Origin of the sequence: Prevotella fusca JCM 17724, from assembly GCF_001262015.1 — a bacterium.
In the GTDB taxonomy this organism is placed as follows: domain Bacteria; phylum Bacteroidota; class Bacteroidia; order Bacteroidales; family Bacteroidaceae; genus Prevotella; species Prevotella fusca.
Map to the genome: position 1 here is coordinate 846,051 of NZ_CP012074.1, position 15,063 is coordinate 861,113.

The 15,063-nt window shown below is 45.5% G+C and carries 12 protein-coding genes; 4 read left to right on the top strand and 8 right to left on the bottom strand.

Features of this window, described 5'->3' with window-relative positions; all coding sequences use genetic code 11:
* Window positions 1-28: 28 nt before the first annotated feature.
* Window positions 29-694 (bottom strand): phosphoribosylanthranilate isomerase, encoded by a 666-nt coding sequence (locus ADJ77_RS03480; RefSeq protein ID WP_025078489.1) that lies wholly within the window; start codon window positions 692-694, stop codon window positions 29-31.
* Between the two features lie 248 nt (window positions 695-942).
* Here ADJ77_RS03480 and ADJ77_RS14350 point away from each other — a divergent pair, with 248 nt between their 5' ends.
* Both ADJ77_RS14350 and rpe read left to right on the top strand, forming a co-directional pair.
* Window positions 943-1,071: a hypothetical protein gene (locus tag ADJ77_RS14350; protein WP_262499346.1), complete on the top strand. Its 129-nt coding sequence runs from the start codon at window positions 943-945 to the stop codon at window positions 1,069-1,071.
* Window positions 1,072-1,078: 7 nt separating this feature from the next.
* Window positions 1,079-1,735, top strand: coding sequence for a ribulose-phosphate 3-epimerase (gene rpe, locus ADJ77_RS03485; protein WP_050696020.1), 657 nt, complete (start codon window positions 1,079-1,081; stop codon window positions 1,733-1,735).
* Between the two features lie 183 nt (window positions 1,736-1,918).
* Here the strand turns inward: rpe and ADJ77_RS03490 are convergent, their stop codons facing one another.
* Window positions 1,919-2,515 (bottom strand): sigma-70 family RNA polymerase sigma factor, encoded by a 597-nt coding sequence (locus ADJ77_RS03490; protein WP_025078487.1) that lies wholly within the window; start codon window positions 2,513-2,515, stop codon window positions 1,919-1,921.
* Window positions 2,516-2,634: 119 nt separating this feature from the next.
* A complete protein-coding gene (locus ADJ77_RS03495) occupies window positions 2,635-3,123 on the bottom strand; it encodes a DUF6359 domain-containing protein (protein WP_025078486.1) in 489 nt (162 codons plus the stop codon).
* Window positions 3,124-3,479: 356 nt separating this feature from the next.
* On the opposite strand from ADJ77_RS03495, the gene ADJ77_RS03500 reads away from it, so the two are divergent.
* Entirely contained in the window at window positions 3,480-4,052 is a 573-nt protein-coding gene (locus ADJ77_RS03500) for a hypothetical protein (protein ID WP_025078485.1), read from the top strand.
* A 352-nt stretch (window positions 4,053-4,404) separates the two neighbouring features.
* Here the strand turns inward: ADJ77_RS03500 and ADJ77_RS03505 are convergent, their stop codons facing one another.
* From ADJ77_RS03505 to ppdK, 5 genes are all read right to left on the bottom strand, one after another.
* Window positions 4,405-5,850 (bottom strand): glycoside hydrolase family 57 protein, encoded by a 1,446-nt coding sequence (locus tag ADJ77_RS03505; protein WP_025078484.1) that lies wholly within the window; start codon window positions 5,848-5,850, stop codon window positions 4,405-4,407.
* Window positions 5,851-5,899: 49 nt separating this feature from the next.
* A complete protein-coding gene (locus ADJ77_RS03510) occupies window positions 5,900-7,168 on the bottom strand; it encodes a glycosyltransferase family 4 protein (protein ID WP_025078483.1) in 1,269 nt (422 codons plus the stop codon).
* A 14-nt stretch (window positions 7,169-7,182) separates the two neighbouring features.
* On the bottom strand, window positions 7,183-9,126 hold the full coding sequence (locus ADJ77_RS03515; protein ID WP_025078482.1) for a glycogen debranching enzyme N-terminal domain-containing protein: 1,944 nt from the start codon (window positions 9,124-9,126) through the stop codon (window positions 7,183-7,185).
* 26 nt (window positions 9,127-9,152) lie between these two features.
* Window positions 9,153-10,445, bottom strand: a complete 1,293-nt coding sequence (locus ADJ77_RS03520) for a tyrosine-type recombinase/integrase (RefSeq protein WP_234398123.1) — start codon at window positions 10,443-10,445, stop codon at window positions 9,153-9,155.
* 200 nt (window positions 10,446-10,645) lie between these two features.
* On the bottom strand, window positions 10,646-13,366 hold the full coding sequence (gene ppdK / locus ADJ77_RS03525; RefSeq protein WP_050696021.1) for a pyruvate, phosphate dikinase: 2,721 nt from the start codon (window positions 13,364-13,366) through the stop codon (window positions 10,646-10,648).
* Window positions 13,367-13,569: 203 nt separating this feature from the next.
* Between ppdK and rlmD the strand changes: the two genes are divergently transcribed.
* On the top strand, window positions 13,570-14,994 hold the full coding sequence (rlmD, locus tag ADJ77_RS03530) for a 23S rRNA (uracil(1939)-C(5))-methyltransferase RlmD (RefSeq protein ID WP_050696215.1): 1,425 nt from the start codon (window positions 13,570-13,572) through the stop codon (window positions 14,992-14,994).
* Window positions 14,995-15,063: the final 69 nt, after the last annotated feature.

Here is a 15,063-nt window from a genome sequence, read left to right on the forward strand (position 1 = left end):
CATCCTACGCTCTTATCGTCTTACGGACTTATCTTATCTTCTCAAGAAAGTTCTTCAACAACGCAACATCCTTTACAGCAGGAGCTGTCTCAAACTTCTCATTCACGCTGATACCACAGAACAGGGGATGAGAGAAAGACTTGATTCTGTCTGTATCTTCTGCACCAATAGCACCACTTACAAAGAAAGGAACCGCCCCGTCGTATGCCTCCAGCACCGCCCAGTCTGCCAGAACGCTCTGGATATCAAAGAGGAAGTAGTCCACTCCCTCTGCAAACTGCTTATACTTCTCTATATCCTCACGCCCACTTACAGCAATACGTTTCATTATCTTTATCCCTGCATGAATATCCGGGTCGAGCGTACGACGGAGATTATCAATCATCACAAGATTCTCTTCACCATCAAGCTGGACAACATCAAGATTGTAATTTACCACACGTGTAACGATATTCTGCGGCATATCATCAGCAAAGACACCACAAAGCAAAGGTACCTGTTGATGCTTAACCACCTCGTGTGAAAGGAAATCCGACAGACTGCTATAGTCGGGAATAATACCAGCACATGACGCTATCTGACTTACGTAACGCTCACTCTTTGAGCGGAAATCAAGCCCAATCCAGTCAATGCCTAATTGAGAGACTTCGTGAATATTACGGGCATCACGCATGCCACATACCTTTATAATCATAATGACATAAAATCCTTTTGTCTTGCAAACTTACATAAAAATATCGAATTATAAGCCAGTGGAATAAATAAAACCTCTTTTCCTTAGAGGAAAAACCTGCAAAAGGGCCGTACACGGTTGTCCTGATGAGAACATTCCATGAACACACGCATAAATATGGAAATATTATTGCAAACTGATATAATAATATCTATCATACAGCGTTTAAAAGACATAATAACTCTCAACAAAACATTTTTAATTGGCCTATGGTAAGATTATTTACTTCTGAAGAACTGAAGCCGTCTGAAAAGACGCTTAACATCATCCGACAGATAGCCTATACCTATCGTGTAATTAAAATCAATGGCAAGATGCAAACCCTTTGCCTGAACTAAGACTGACATGAAAGCAATCGTATCCCCCTCCCTACTCTCCGCAGATTTTCTTCATCTGGACAAGGAGATTGAGATGATTAATGAGAGTGAGGCTGACTGGCTTCACATGGATGTCATGGATGGTGTCTTCGTTCCTAACATTTCTTTCGGTTTTCCTGTGCTCAATGCTGTTGGCAAAGTATGCAAGAAGCCATTGGATGTACACCTGATGATTGTGCACCCGGAGAACTACATCCAGCAGACTGCCGATGCAGGTGCAGCCATCATGAACGTACACTATGAGGCTTGCATTCACCTGCACCGAACCCTTCAAGCTATCCATGATGCTGGAATGAAAGCAGGTGTAACGCTCAATCCTTCCACCCCTGTAAATGTCCTTGAGGACATCATTGGCGATGTTGACATCGTCCAGCTCATGACCGTGAATCCTGGGTTTGGCGGACAGAAGTTCATCGAAAGCAGCATCAAGAAGGTACAGCGACTCCGTCAACTCATCGAACGTGAAGGCGGTCATGCACTGATTGAAGTGGATGGCGGTGTACAGGCAGACACTGCTCCACGCCTTGTCGAGGCCGGTGTTGACATTCTTGTCAGTGGCAGTTACGTCTTCAAGGCGGCCGACCCAAAGGCTACTATCCACTCATTGAAAGAACTACGAAGATAATCTCAAGCCCATAAACAGAAACCGACGAGACTATATCAGAATGCTTATCAGCAGCTGTTGAAAGGAACGCACAGCCCGTGTGTGCGCAAACAAAGCCTGCTGTCAGAAGCACAAGACGTGCATCCAGACATTTTGATATAATCTCGTTGGTTGTTATATTGAGAAAAGCACTGCCGTATTCCTTTACGCCAACTGCAGATTCACCTTGTGCTCACGCACCATTCTCCGCAGATTGAATATGGCATAACGCATACGACCAAGACTGGTGTTAATACTGACCCCAGTTGCCTCAGCTATTTCCTTGAATGACATTTCCTGATAAAAACGCATGAAAACCACCTCACGCTGTGATGCAGGAAGCAGATTCATCAGCCGTTTCACATCAGAGAGAGTCTGGCTGTTGATGAACTGGCACTCAATATTATCAATAACAGTATCGTCACCACCAACATTTGAAAGGTCATTATCCTTAGGAGCATCAATCACCTTGTCAGCACGCTGCGCACGATACCAGTCCATGATGACATTATGAGCAATACGCATAATCCATGCAGTGAACTTGCCTGTCGGCGAGTACCTACCCTGTTGCAACTTCGTGATAATCTTCACGAAAGTCTCTTGGAACAAATCATCAGCAGCATCCCTATCACGCACAACAAAAAGAATATACGAAAACAGCTTCGATTGATTGCGTGACAGCAACAAATCGAAAGCATCGTTGCTTCCTTCAATGTATGACAATGCCAACTGCTCGTCGGTCATCTCATTCAGATTCTTCATTTCTAAATTTCTTTCTTATGAAGTAGAAGTGTGTCGATAGGCTTTTCTAACTTTTATTCTTATTTAGATTGCAAATATAATCATTTTTATCTTTTGCTGCAAATGTTTCACACAAAAAGTCATTCATCCAGCCATTCGCTTGCCAATATGTGCTTTTTCATGCCCGGTATTCCCAAGTATTTCTGTTTCAATCCATAGAAAGCAATCTCTCTGCCATAGTTCTGCGGATTGGAAGCCAGGGCTATCTCCTCCTTCATCTGCTTCCCGACCATCTGAACAGAAATAACCTGTTCCGGGTCGGACTCGCCAGGACTATCAGCCAACAGTACAGCAGAGTCATACGAGAATGGCGGTTCCCACTCTGCCTGCTTGATACTTCTTTTGCAAGCACCAACGATATAGCCGTGTACCCAGACATAGCGGTTTCCAAACTCTCCATTGAGGAATTCCTCCACACTGTAGACTTTCTGTTCGTCATCTGGTGAGGCTGACGGCACGTGCTTCCCTGTTTCTTCTCCCTGATCATCATCCGAAGGCAAGACAGTTTTACTACAGCCAGACAGGCATAACATTGCTAAAAGCATGAAGAAAAGTTTATCAAATTTCATAGCATCAAGTTTTAAAACATGACACAAAGATAGGAAAAGATTCGGAACATGTCAAGTTAAAGACAAGAAAAAGAGGTTGGTGCAGGAAGCTACCAACCTCGAACATGATTTAGCAAAATATCTAAATCAATGAAAAACACTTCGCAAATATAAAGTAAATAGCGGAATAAAACAAATTTTACAAACAAAAAAAGAGGTTTTTAACATTGTAAGCGCACACAGCAACAAACACGTGACCAAAAGTACATCAAAGAAACAAATAAAAGATTATACAGCTATTATAATTGCATATCTCAAAGGAAATACCTAAATTTGCATTGTAATAAACCTTTATTTAATAATTAAACAACGTTATTATGAACAAAATTCTACGCTTAACATTCGTTGCTGCACTTGCTGCAGTCAGTTCTTTATCATTTGCACAGAAGACTGTGACTTTTGAGGCTGGAAAAGACAAATCCACCACTCTGACTATTGAGAAAGAGGGTGTTAACATTACTCTCACTGCAGGTAAATTAGAAGACAAGTATTCTTATCGATTGTACAAGGGAGCTACAACAACAATTTCTTCGTCTGCAGCAAACATTACCAATGTTGCCTTTGTATGCGACACATACAAAACAAAGGATGGCAAGACATTTTTAGGTGATGGTTTTGATACCGCAATGGATGGTTTGACAGTTTCTACTGACAAGATTAACGTAACGTGGACTGGCGACAAGAATTCTGTAGCATTCACAACTCCAGGTCATCAGGTACGTGTAAAGAAGATTACTATCACTTTAAAGGATACTTCTGCTGGCATCAACGAAGTGACTAACAAAACATTGAACGAGAACGCTCCAATCTACAACCTCGCAGGTCAGCGTGTAGGCAAGGATTACAAGGGTGTAGTCGTTCAGAACGGAAAGAAGTTTATCAAGAGATAAACTACCTGTAGATCATTGTGCAGAGAAAGACACCCCGCCTGTCCTGAACAGATATACTTACGGACAAACCAAGGGTGTTTTTCCCTACACAATGATTACTTTTTAAATGGTCTTGAAACATCCTTTTCCTCCGCTTCAAGTATTCTGACACGAATTATTTTCATGAAAATAATTATTTCTTTTCATGAAAATAATTCGCAGAAATGGCTAACTATTATGTAAAGCCATGATACCCATGGCTCTCTTTGAAGGCTTACGAGGATTATAATAGACATAAAAAACGCTCATATAGCATATCTGACATACTTGTCAGTTTACTATATGAGCGTTATACGTATGCTACATAAAAGCCTTACTTGGCTTGTACTTCTTCAGCAACAGCCTTAACGGTCTGCGTTGTTGTTGCTTTCTTTGCCGGCTTCTTGGCAGCTGTCTTAGATGCAGCAGTCTTCTTTGCCGTTGTTTTCTTCTCTAACTGCGCACGAAGTTTGTCGCCTTCAATCTCCAACTTCTCCACCTTAGCCTGGAGATTGGCAATATCCTTCGATTTCATTTCAATCTCATCCCCCTGGTTACGGATAGTAGTAAGCAAGCCATTAAGCTCCTCATTATCTATCTCGGCAGGATAAAGACTATTGACACGATTCAAGAAGTCGCCAAGAATGTTCATGTAGTTAGTGAACGCATCGAACGGACTGTCATAGATACCACGGTCCATCCCGACACGTGAAGGCTTGGTTGACATGAAACGGAAATTGTCACTTGCCTGCAGATAATCCCAATCCTGATTGATACGTGGGTCATTGGCAATACGGACACGGTCAGCAATGCTATAGAGCTTGTTGAATGTTTCGCGCTGCATCGGGTTACCCAACCATGTGCTGACATCACGCTCCTCGTCCATCCAGCTCAGCGTATCTGGCACATAGAGACTGTCAACGCTCTTCATCTTCATGCAGATTTCAGTTGGCGTTGAGAAAGTGATACCACGCTGCTTGGCACAAGCAGGCAGTGCCTTGAAGAATTCAAGGATATTGCTTGACAATGGCTGATCAATACCAAGTGCTGAGAGATTCATGAAAATACCGATTACCTGCTCCTCATCCGGGAGTGCAGCAATCTGCTCCATGTATGTATCGGCAAACAACGGGTATCCTTCCCAGTCAGAGTTGTTGAAACGCAGTGAAATATCATCGCTCAGTTTCACATCACGTAACAGGAGTTTCAAATTTGGTGCAAGCGCACAGTTATATACATAATGTGGACTCTTCCAACCCAAGACATGCTTTGCACCCTCTGTCAACATTGCCTTGAAGCCCATCTGAGAGGCAAGCAAGCCAATATCGTCACTGTAAATAAGAGAAGAGTTACGCAGCACCTTTGGTGTCTGACCGAAGTATTCCTTGATTTTCTGTGCCTGTTTCTTTACTTCTGACTTGTAGCTTTCCTCATTGGCAAGCGATGCCAAGCCGTGGGAATAAGGCTCTGCAAGGAATTCCACACAACCTGTGTTGTTCAGTTCCTGCAGCTTGTCGAGCACCTGCGGAGCGTGCATTTCAAGTTGTTCGATGCCCACACCCGAAAGCGAGAAGGCTACCTTGAAGGCTTTTCCATTGTCTTGAATCATCTGCAACAGTGCATCCAGTGCCGGCATATAGCTTCTCTCGGCTATCTCGGATACATAGCGTTCATTCTCAAAATCGTCATAATAATAATGGTCAGTACCAATATCGAAGAAGCGGTAGCGTTTCAGGTGGATTACCTGATGTATCTCAAAATATAAACAGATTGTTTTCATTATCTTGTTGTTTTAGTTTTTAAAGGTTATTAAGTACTCTCATTGGCGATTATTGCCAGCCTAAGGTACGCAGGTAAAGCTCTCGAATCCATGCTCCCACCTTCTCCCACGTAATCTGGTCAACCTCCCGTTTACCCTCTACAGAGAGGTAATCGAAGAAGCTCTCATTATGACAGATGGAGTAAATAGCATCGGCAAGTGCGTGAATATCCCAATAATCAACCTTAATACAGTTGTTGAGAATCTCGGCACAACCACTCTGCTTTGAAATGATACTCGGCGTACCACACTGCATTGCTTCCAAAGGAGAGATGCCGAACGGCTCGCTGACTGATGGCATCACATAGACATCAGAAGCCTTCAAGCACTCATAGACCTGACTGCCCCGCATAAAACCAGGGAAGTGGAAACGGTCAGCAATGCCCCGTTCAGCTGCAAGATAAATCATCTGATCCATCATATCGCCCGAGCCTGCCATGCAGAAACGAACGTTGCGTGTGCGGTGAAGCACCATATTAGCTGCCTCGACAAAGTATTCCGGCCCCTTCTGCATCGTCAGACGACCGAGGAATGTAACGACTTTCTCCTTACCCTTATGGTCTGGGCGTGGGATGTCAGCAATTTCCTGTGCCAATGGGTAAACGGCATTATGTACCGTGAACACCTTGCGAGGGTCCTGATGATACTGATTGATGACGGTCTGGCGGGTCAGTTCTGACACACACATGATGCAGTCAGCATTGTCCATACCATCCTTCTCTATACCATATACGGTCGGATTAACCTTGCCACGTGAGCGGTCGAAGTCGGTTGCATGCACATGGATACACAAAGGCTTACCTGACACACGCTTGGCGTGGATACCTGCCGGATAAGTCAACCAGTCGTGTGCATGAATAATATCGAAGTCGTAAGTGCGTGCAACAACACCTGCGATAATCGAATAGTTGTTGATTTCCTCGTGAAGATTAGAAGGATAACCACCTGCAAAATCCATTGCACCGAGGTCGTTGACGTGCATGTAATTGAAGTCGGCATAGATGTGCTCACGCAACTTGAAGTAAAGCTCTGGCGACATGATGTTGCCAAGGCGGTTCTTCACATAATCATAGCTGAGTTCACGATAAGCAATTGGCACGTGATTCATCGCCACGATTTCAGCGTATGTATGGTCTTCATCACCAAAAGGATGCGGCAGACAGAGGATTGTCTCGATGTCGCCCTGCGCATGAAGACCTTCTGATATACCAAAGTTGGCGGTTGCTAAGCCACCATATACATGAGGAGGATACTCCCATCCAAACATTAAAACTTTCATACTGGTTCCTCCTGTTAAAATTTATACTTCTCAAGCAATTCTAACGTACGAAGCACCTCGGCTACGTTCATGGCAAAGGAGATGGCTCCACGACCACTGAACGGCGGATTACCGTCGAAGAGTTCGGGCAGTGTGCTGAGACAATGATTGAACATCTCGTCTTCATATCCTACCAGCTGGCGTTCAACGAAGCTCAGGCGTGTCTGCTTATAGAGCTTCAGACAGGCTTCAAGATAGAAACCACCCAGCCACGGCCAGGCTGTTCCCTGGTGATAGGCAAGGTCACGCTGGCTCTGCGGACCGGTGTACATCGGATTATAGCCACCACTCTTCGGGGAAAGCGAACGCAGTCCCTTTGGCGTAAGCAGCTCACGTGTACATACATCCAGCACACTTCTCTTCTGCTTCTGGTCAAGCGGAGAGTAATCAAGTGCCACTGCAAACACCATATTCGGGCGGACACTCCAGTCAATCATCCTGCCATCAACGTAATCATAAAGGTAACCATACTCGTTGAGGAATGTATCGACAAACGAAACCTTGCACTTCTCAGCAAGCTCTTCAAGTTCTTTTGCACGCTCTTCGTTGCCACTCTCCAGTTCCATTGCAGCTGTAAAGCGCAGCGCATTGTACCAAAGGGCATTGAATTCCACAATATATCCAGAGCGTGGAACAACCGGATGACCGTTGTTCGTGGAGTTCATCCACGTAATCGCTTCTCCCTTCGCATCGGCATAGAGCAGTCCGTTCTCATCCAGTGTGAGGTTCGGATGCTTGCTTGCTGCAAGATAAGCAACGACATCACGTATCAAGTTCATATAAAGTTCCCTGCAACGCTCCTTTCCGACTTCCTTTGCGTACTGCTGGATTGCCCAAATGCACCAGAGAGGAACATCGGGTTTCTCCATCTCATAGATTTTAACGCTGAGTGGCTTGCCTTCCATAAACTCACGCAAACCCTTCTCTGCTGTCTTCATTACGAGTTCAAAGTAATCCTGTTCCTCGATACTCAATGTGAGTCCCGGCAATGCAATGAACTGGTCACGGGCACGACACTTGAACCAAGGATAGCCCGCAAGGATGTAACGTTCATCGTTCTTTGTACGGTTATGGAACTGATGAGCAGCATTGACAAGGCAATGGAAGAAGTTATCACGTGGACTGCGCGACTCCACTTCCTTCTCAAACAGCTTCTTCAAGGATGACGTACGGCACTCTGTCGTTGAAGCAGCAAAGACAACACTTTCTCCCTTGCTGATATTCATCTCAAAGTAACCAGGCACATAGAGATCTTCATTGGACGCATAACCACGCTCCTGCTCCTTCGGATATTCCAGTCCACGATACCAATAGGGCTCAAAATGGAACTCATTTTTCTTTGAGAACTGCATAAAGAGAGACGGATAACCAGCATACATGCAAGTGCTGATACCATTGTCCACCACCTCATACGAGCGGTCAGCAGCACCATTCTCATGTGTGAACTGTCGAACGCTGCGGAAAGCAAGGAAAGGGCGGAACTGCAAAGTCGTCTTTGAATGTGCTTCCAACAAGGTGTATCGAATCAATATACGGTCTTCATAGTGCTGGAAGACAACTTCCTTCTTCAACAGCACACCACCTACACGATAAAGCGTAGTAGGCACTGTACCACAATCAAATTCACGGATGTACTTATGACCTTGCGGACTAAAGTTATTGCCCTGATACTTATGCAATCCAAGATTGAACGAGGCACCATGCTGAATGACGGTAGGGTCAAGCGAACTCAGCAGCACATGATTCTCGTCGTCCAGTTCAGGAACCGGCACAACAAGCAAGCCATGATACTTGCGTGTGTTACAATCCACAACCGTCGAACAGGAATAGGCACCAGAGCGGTTGGTTCGCAACAGCTCCTTGGGAAGCGAATCCTGCAGATTGGTCATCAGAGCCTTTTCAAATTTTAAGTAGCTCATGTCTTTTAAGGTTTATTGTTTGGTTTTTATTTATTCGGGTAGAAGTTTTTAGAGACTTCGCCATTCGACCCTCCAAAGATACAAATATTTTTCATAATGGCATTATAAAGTAAGATAATATTTTTATCAATCACTTTTCTGTTAAGCTCCCAAGCAGGCGAGAAGTCCAGTTTGATATATCCTCGTGTGACAGCGTGTCCATTGCTGTGGTTCATTGCAAATGCAACCTCGTCAATGGTTGCACCACAGTCATTCTGTGCCACCGTGCCCCAAGTGTGCCGAAAGGTATATGCCGAAAACCACTCGTGCTTTGGCATACCCATACTCTCGCACACCTTGCGAAGTCCTGTGTTCACATTTGCATTGAAGCTGTCGCTTGATGTCATACGTGAATGGAAGTTGAACAGATAAGGGTCGTTGTCATCAGCCTTGTATTTCTCAAACAACGGCAGAAGAATAGGCTCGACACGCATTTCAATGTAAGCCTCATCACGTCTAACCTTACGTGTCTTTGCCCTGCGGTAACAGATACGGCCGTCTCTGTAGTCCTCTTTCCTCAAAACGTATAGGTCCACGGTGTTGATACCTGCAAGGCATAAAATCATCTTCGCAACATCCCGCCCCAACTCGGGCAATGGACTTTTCATCTTGCTCTCTGGGAGTGGAGCTGAGAAGAACTCACGGCACAACTCCGGGCTGACAGCAAGTTTCTCCGTTCTGTCTGCAGATGGAATCTTAACTTTCGTCCACGGATTAGTCTTGACACGGATCAGTGCATTGTCATAGTCGTTGTATTCCATGACGGCAGCCTTGAACACCTGCCTCATGCACACAGGATACATATCCTTAGCCCGTTTCGTCTTTTCCAACGTCTGTATCCATCTGCTCATAGTGGAGGAGGTCAGTTCATCAAACATCACCTTTGTTGTTCCACAGAAACGCTCCAGATGCTGGAGTGCCAACTGGTAGTTGCGTGCGTTGCGCTCCTGCCCATGGTCAATCATGCGGTCAATATGAAGACGTGCATATTCACTGAAACATAAGTCTGTATCAGCTGTGCGGAGATATTCTACAACCTGCCTGACGGTCCATCTCGATGTGTCCTTTCTGTTGAGTCTGTCGTTGTACTCTATGATGAGGCTGGAGCAATATTGCAAAACGTATGGGCCTGTTATCTCATTCGTCTTGTTCAATTCCTTACTCGTAACATACTTGTCAGTTGTGATATAACCCAACCGTCTGTCAACACACACACGGATATAAACTTGCCAGAAGCCATCCTTTCTCGGTCTTCTGACTACTGCTTTGAATAGTGCCATAATATATTATTCTTTTTTTGTTGGTAAACATCTGGTAAACGCATTTGCTGCAAATGGTGCGAGAATTGGTAAACAAAACGCTTCAAAAGTACACGGAAAGTGTGTACAAATGCGCATCCGTCCCTTTACGAAATTAGGCTGTAGCCCTTGTTAAACCAAGAAGCTACAGCCTAATTGCCTGTATATTAGCTTATTACGCTTTACTCTTCCAAAGCCGCCTGCGCCGCTGCAAGTCTTGCGATAGGCACACGGAATGGAGAACAGCTTACGTAGTTAAGACCCACACGGTGACAGAACTTTACTGAAGTTGGTTCACCACCATGCTCGCCGCAGATACCACACTTGAGGTTCTTGCGAGTCTCACGACCTCTGTCAACAGCCATCTTGATAAGCTGACCAACACCCTTCTGGTCGAGAACCTGGAATGGGTCAACATCGAGGATCTTCTTCTCCAAGTAGCTTGGCAAGAAACTTGCGATGTCATCACGACTATAACCGAAGGTCATCTGAGTCAAGTCGTTAGTTCCGAAGCTGAAGTATTCAGCCTTCTGTGCAATAACATCAGCTGTCAAAGCAGCACGAGGAATCTCAATCATAGTACCCACCTTGAACGGAACCTCAACACCTTCCTTCTTGAAGAGCTTGCCTGCCGTCTTACGGATAATACTCTCCTGAATATCGAGCTCATTGACAATACCTACCAATGGAACCATAATCTCAGGCTTAGGATCAAATCCTTCCTTCTTCAACTGGACAGCAGCACCGAGGATAGCCTTGGTCTGCATAGCTGTAATCTCTGGGAACGTGTTACCCAAGCGACAACCACGAAGACCCAACATTGGGTTACTCTCTGAGAGAGAGTTTACACGGCTCTGGATGAACTGAACGCTTACGCCCATCTCTTCTGCCATAGCTTCCTGACCCTTGAGGTCGTGTGGAACGAACTCATGCAAAGGTGGATCGAGCAGACGGATGTTGACTGGCATACCGTCCATACACTTCAAAATACCATAAAAGTCCTGCTTCTGATAAGGCAAGAGCTTGTCAAGTGCCTTCTCACGCTCCTCTGTGCTGTTAGCAAGAATCATCTCACGCATAGCCTTGATCTTCTCGTTCTCGAAGAACATGTGTTCTGTACGGCAAAGACCGATACCAACTGCACCAAAGTTACTTGCTACCTCAGCATCGTGCGGAGTGTCAGCGTTAGTGCGGACAACCAGTTTGCTGTACTTCTTGCAGAGGTCCATCAATTCAGCGAAATCGCCCGTAACCTCAGCAGGGCGGGTCTTAACTTCACCAGCATAGACCTCACCTGTTGAACCGTTCAATGAAATATAGTCACCCTCACGGATAACTGTTCCGTCAATCTCTACAGTACGTGACTTGTAGTCAACCATGATAGCACCAGCACCACTGACACAGCACTTACCCATACCACGTGCAACAACGGCAGCATGCGATGTCATACCACCACGAGCTGTCAAGATACCTTCAGCAGCTGTCATACCAGCAAGGTCCTCTGGAGATGTCTCGATACGAACCATGATAACCTGACGCCCATCCTCATGCCACTTTGTAGCATCGTCAGCGAAGAACACAACCTGACCGCAAGCAGCACCAGGAGAAGCAGGCAGACCACGTGTCAATACGTTTGCCTGTGCCAAAGCCTCCTTGTCAAATACCGGGTGGAGAAGTTCATCGAGCTTGTTTGGCTCACAGCGCATGAGGGCTGTCTTCTCATCAATCTCACCCTCATGGAGAAGGTCCATAGCAATCTTAACCATTGCAGTACCAGTACGCTTACCGTTACGGGTCTGGAGGAACCAGAGCTTGCCTTCCTGTACAGTGAACTCCATATCCTGCATGTCATGGTAGTGCTTCTCCAGCTTGTTCTGAAGTGCATACAGCTGTGCATACAGTTCAGGCATAGCCTCTTCCATTGAAGGATACTTGTTAGCGCGAGTTTCCTCGTCGATGTTCTGCTGTGCTGCCCAACGGAGTGAACCCTCCTTCGTAATCTGTTGTGGAGTACGGATACCAGCAACAACATCCTCACCCTGTGCATTGATAAGATACTCACCATTGAAGAGGTTCTCACCAGTTCCTGCATCACGAGAGAAGCAAACACCCGTTGCAGAAGTCTCACCCATGTTACCGAACACCATTGCCTGAACGGTTACAGCTGTACCCCACTCCTGTGGAATGCCCTCCATCTTACGGTAGAGAATAGCACGCTCGTTCATCCAAGAATCGAACACTGCGCATACAGCACCCCAAAGCTGCTCCATCGGATCATCTGGGAAGTCCTTTCCTGTCTGCTCCTTGATTGCCTTCTTGAAGAGAACTACAAGTTCTTTAAGGTCTTCAACGGTCATCTCATTGTCGAGTTTGACACCACGGCTTGTCTTAACCTGCTGGATAATTGCCTCGAAAGGATCAATATCCTCCTTGTTTACAGGCTTCATACCCAATACGACGTCACCGTACATCTGTACGAAGCGACGGTAGCTGTCATAAGCAAAACGCTCGTTACCCGTTTTCTTTACCAAGCCCTCAACCACGGTATCATTCAGACCAAGGTTAAGAATAGTATCCATCATACCTGGCATAGAAGCACGTGCACCAGAGCGCACACTCACCAGCAGAGGATTGGAAGGGTCACCGAACGTTGAGTTCATCAAAGTCTCAACATGCTTTACACTGTTCTCAACTTCAGCTTTCAGCAAGCCTACTACAGTCTCTTTACCTTTCTCAAAATACTCATTACATACATCAGTGGTAATCGTGAATCCCGGAGGTACAGGAACACCGATAAGATTCATCTCAGCCAGATTGGCACCCTTACCACCAAGGAGATTTCTCATGTCGGCCTTACCTTCAGCCTTACCATTACCAAAGGTATAAACTCTCTTTTCGCTCATAAGTTATAAATGATAATGAAATTTAGTTATTTCTATAGTGCAAATATACCAATAAATAGGTAAAGTAACAAACTTTTTGACAAAAATTGCAATCCACACCTTACATTTTTGCATTGTTGGCGAACACAGACCCGATTAAGCCTGCCAAGCAAACTGCAAACAAGAAAAAATTAGTAACTTTGTACCGAAATACAAAACAGATTATGAGTAGAAAAAGAAAGCCATTACCCGTTCTGGAAAATGTCACAATAGAAGCTGTGGCTGCCGAAGGTAAATGTGTTGCACATGTTGATGATAAAGTTATCTTTGTTCCTTTTGTCGTCCCCGGGGACGTTGTAGACCTGCAGGTACGCAAGAAGAAGCGCAGTTACTGTGAAGCTACGGTCATCCGTTTCATCAGCAAGAGCGCTGTGCGTGAAGAGCCTATGTGTGAACACTTCGGTATCTGTGGCGGCTGCAAGTGGCAGAACCTGCCTTACAGCGAGCAGCTGAAAGCAAAGCAGCAGCAGGTTTACGACCAGTTGAGCCGCATAGGCAAGGTGGAACTCCCTGAGTTCCACCCTATTATGGGTTCGGTTCACACAAAAGAATACCGTAACAAACTCGAATTCGGCTGCGCCAACAAACGCTGGTACACCGTTGAGGAGTTGCAAGCATTGCCAGAAGGCGTCGGCTTGTCGGAAGGTGCCATCGGCTTCCATATCACAGGAGCTTTCGACAAGGTCTATCCTATTGAGAAATGCTGGCTGATGGACAATCTCTGCAACGAAATCCGCAATGACATCCGTGACTATGCACTCAGCACAGGAATGAAGTTCTATGACATCCGTGCACAGCATGGCTTGCTGCGTGACATCATGGTGCGCAACTCCAACACGGGCGAATGGATGGTCCTCGTACAGTTCCATTATGACGAAGAGGGAGACGACGAGCGTGCAAAGGCTTTGATGCAACATATCGCTGACCGTTTCCCACAGATTACCTCTCTATTCTATGTTGACAATCAGAAAGGAAATGACACTTTCAACGACCTCGACCTCATCCTCTTCAAGGGTAATGACCATATCTTTGAGACGATGGAAGACCTGAAATTCAAGGTAGGTCCAAAGAGTTTCTATCAGACTAACACCGAACAGGCTTACCATCTTTATTCAGTAGCTCGGGAGTTTGCAAACCTTACCGGTAACGAACTCGTATATGACCTTTACACAGGAACAGGAACCATTGCCAACTTCGTTGCCAAGAAAGCTAAGAAAGTAATCGGTATCGAGTATGTTCCAGAGGCCATAGAAGATGCAAAGGTAAACTCCGGGGTCAACGAGATTGACAACACGCTCTTCTATGCAGGTGACATGAAAGACATTCTGACAGAAGACTTCATCCGAAAACACGGACGCCCGGATGTCATCATCACCGATCCCCCACGTGCAGGAATGCACCCTGACGTCGTCAATGTCATCCTCGGTGCCAGCCCGAAACGTATCGTTTACGTCAGCTGTAACCCTGCCACACAGGCACGTGACCTTGCTCTACTCGATGCCGACTACAAGGTTTCGGCTGTCCAGCCAGTCGACATGTTCCCACATACACCACACGTAGAGAACGTTGTGCTATTGGAGAAAAGGTAGAAAAATCATCACTTAAACACAATTTTCAGATATAACAGGTTGCCTTCTATGCCTGCTTACGGAAGCAAA